This window comes from Marinospirillum sp. (assembly GCF_014859565.1).
This window is the reverse complement of sequence record NZ_JACUUA010000326.1, coordinates 1-3074: the sequence shown is the minus strand read 5'-3', so window position 1 is coordinate 3074 and position 3074 is coordinate 1. Positions and strand designations below refer to the sequence as shown.

The 3074-nt window shown below is 49.8% G+C and carries 3 protein-coding genes; 1 reads left to right on the top strand and 2 read right to left on the bottom strand.

The features are described 5' to 3' along the window. Positions 1-203 (top strand): hypothetical protein (locus IBX50_RS19115; RefSeq protein WP_292257990.1); only part of this gene is annotated, 203 nt, incomplete at its 5' end. A 29-nt stretch (positions 204-232) separates the two neighbouring features. Here the strand turns inward: IBX50_RS19115 and IBX50_RS19110 are convergent. Both IBX50_RS19110 and lon read right to left on the bottom strand, forming a co-directional pair. After that, positions 233-436, bottom strand: coding sequence for a DUF2892 domain-containing protein (locus IBX50_RS19110; protein WP_292257989.1), 204 nt, complete (start codon positions 434-436; stop codon positions 233-235). A 104-nt stretch (positions 437-540) separates the two neighbouring features. Further along, positions 541-2907, bottom strand: coding sequence for an endopeptidase La (gene lon, locus IBX50_RS19105; protein ID WP_292257988.1), 2367 nt, complete (start codon positions 2905-2907; stop codon positions 541-543). Between the last annotated feature and the right edge of the window lie 167 nt (positions 2908-3074).

Here is a 3074-nt window from a genome sequence, read left to right as displayed (position 1 = left end):
CCGCAAGCGCCCACATGAATGTACCTGATGCTTCATTCTTAAAGAGCGTTGATTGTGCGTTGTTCCGCTGCAATCAGGAGGCAGAATCTTACCATTCTTTCTGCCGGTGTCAAGCATTTATTTTGCTTAACTTTTATTTCCATATTTTCTTGCTTTCCCTCACTGCCGAACAGTCTTTGCCCGACAGCGAGAGCGCATTATAGAGAGGTATTTTTCCAATGCAAGCTTTTTCTTACTTGAATGCACAGCCGGTTTTAATGCCCAGTTTTTTGAAGATAATCGCCGCCGGGCAAAAACCGGTAAAGCTGGCCTGGATCAGGTTGGCAGCAATAAATACGGTAAACCAGACAAAGCCGGGATGCACAAAATGTGTCAGTAACAAACTGATCAGAATCATGATACCGGCAAACATCATCAGCGCGCGATCAATATTCATAGCTTAAGCTCCGTAAACACGAGGATTGGTGAGTTCAGTCATACGTAATTAAGAAATATCTTAATTAGTATAATTTAACATCTGCTGATATTACCTGCAAGCACTCAGAACACCTTCTCTGCCACCTCTTTGTAGTGACTGGCAAAGTACACATCCATCCCTGCTCTTAAATAGTCGGGCAGCTCTTCGTAGTCGCGGCGATTGGCTGCCGGAAGGATCAACTGGTGTATCTTTGAGCGTCGGGCAGCGATAACCTTTTCTCTGATTCCACCCACTGGCAATACCTGACCCGTCAGGCTCAACTCGCCTGTCATGGCAACCCTGGCCGGTTTTTTATTCAGTGCCAGCGACAAGAGTGCTGTTGCCATGGTGATACCAGCTGACGGACCATCTTTGGGTGTCGCACCCTCAGGCACATGCAGATGAATAAATGCCTGATCATAAAACTCCGGGCTCGCACCGTAGCTGAGCAGGTGACTCATCACATAGCTGTAGGCAATCTCAGCAGATTCCTTCATTACCTCACCCAACTTGCCAGTGAGCTTGAACCCTCGTGTCAGCGAATGTATACGACTCGCTTCAACCGACAGCGTGGCTCCGCCCATTGATGTCCATGCCAGCCCTGTAACGACACCAACACCTTTCATCAAGTGATCTGTACGGAAAGGTGGTGCGCCCAGATACACCTCCAGATTTTTTAACCCAACCCTGATGGATTTTTGATTACTGTCAGCCAGTAGCTCAACCGCTGCCTTACGCAGAATACGATGCAGTAGTTTTTCCAGTTTTCGCACACCGGCTTCACGGGCATAACCTTCGATCAGCTGCTTCATGGCCGCATCACTGATCGTCAGCTGTTTCCTTTTCAAGCCAGAGCGTTTTAACAAGCGTGGCCACAGGTGATTTTTTGCGATCGTCAACTTCTCTTCGGCAATGTAGCCAGATAGACGTATCACCTCCATTCGATCCAGCAGCGGACCGGGAATGCTGTCCAGCTGATTGGCAGTACAAATAAATAGAGCCTTGGACAGATCCACCCGCACATCCAGATAATGATCCAGAAAATTAACATTCTGCTCAGGATCCAGCACTTCCAGTAATGCTGATGCTGGATCACCCTGGTAGCTGCTGCCCAGTTTGTCGATTTCATCCAGCAGAATGACCGGATTCTCTGTACCACTGTCTTTTAAGGCCTGAATCAATTTACCCGGCAAAGCACCAATATAGGTACGCCGATGCCCTTTGATTTCAGCTTCATCCCGCACTCCACCTACGGAGAAACGATAAAAACGCCGTTCGAGCGCTTCAGCAATCGAGCGACCAATGGATGTTTTGCCCACCCCCGGCGGCCCAACCAGGAGAATGATCGAACCCCCCACATCACCTTTAAAATGCCCTTCTGCCAGAAACTCAACAATGCGATCTTTTACATCATCAAGACCATCATGATCACGATTCAATACCTGACGCGCATGATCAAGATCCAGATTATCACTGGATCTTACACCCCAGGGCAGACAGGTTAACCAGTCCAGATAATTACGGGTCACGGCATATTCCGGTGAGCCGGTTTCCAGCACAGAGAACTTTTGCAGCTCCTCATCCAGACGCTTTTGTACCGTCTCCGGCAAGATTTTTCCTTCCAGTCGCTGACGGAACTCGTCACTTTCTGCTGTTTTGTCATCCTTGCTGATCCCCAGCTCACGCTGAATCACCTTCAGCTGCTCACGCAGGAAAAACTCTCGCTGCCGCTCCTGGATCTTCTGATTAACCTCTTCACTGATCTCACCTTGCAGACGTGCCACTTCCACTTCTTTGCGCAACAAGGGTAAAACCTTCTGCATTCGATCCAACAGCGGCAGGGTTTCCAGTACTGTCTGCAACTCTCGCCCCTTGGCCGAGGTGATTGCTGCAGCAAAGTCAGTCAGCGGCCCCGGTTCATTGGGGCTGAAACGATTCAGGTAATGACGCAGCTCTTCACCATAAAGTGGATTCAGCGGCAACAATTCCTTGATGCCATTGATAATAGACAAGGCATAAGCTCGCGCTTCATCACTAGTGTCTTCCTGATCCCGCGGATAACTCACCTCCACTAAATAAGGCGGTTTGCGGGATATCCATCGCTCGATCCGAAATCGCTTAAGCCCCTGGGCAATAAACTGGATGCGCCCATCTTCAGTGGTCGGTCGATGCACCTTCACCGCCGTGCCTATTTCCGGCATGGTTTCTGTGTCGACCTTTTCTGGTGCTGTTTCGCTGACATACACCAGCCCTACAGCATGATGTGTGGTATCGGCCACTCGCTCCAGAGTGGATTCCCAGCGCTCACGCGGGATCACCAGCGGCTGGATCTGGGCTGGAAAAAATGGACGATTATGTACGGGCAACAAATAGATGCGTTCCGGCAGCACATCTGCAGATAACAACAGCTGACCACTACCGGAACTCGGATTGGATACTTCTTCAGACATGCCTGGCCTCGCAATCACACAGGTATAAAAACCTCTATGCCCTGTTGATGCGGTTCTCAGACCGCTTTTTCAAGCCTGCGGTCGTTTAGTCACCAAAGGCGCCAGCCACTCCTGCCAGGGATGATTCAGATCGCCCACCACCATAAAATGAGGATTTTCCAGCTCAG

Coding starts and splice junctions, on each gene's coding strand:
- IBX50_RS19110 (WP_292257989.1), bottom strand. CDS start 436: ATGAATATTGATCGCGCGCTGATGATGTTTGCCGGTATCATGATTCTG.
- lon (WP_292257988.1), bottom strand. CDS start 2,907: ATGTCTGAAGAAGTATCCAATCCGAGTTCCGGTAGTGGTCAGCTGTTG.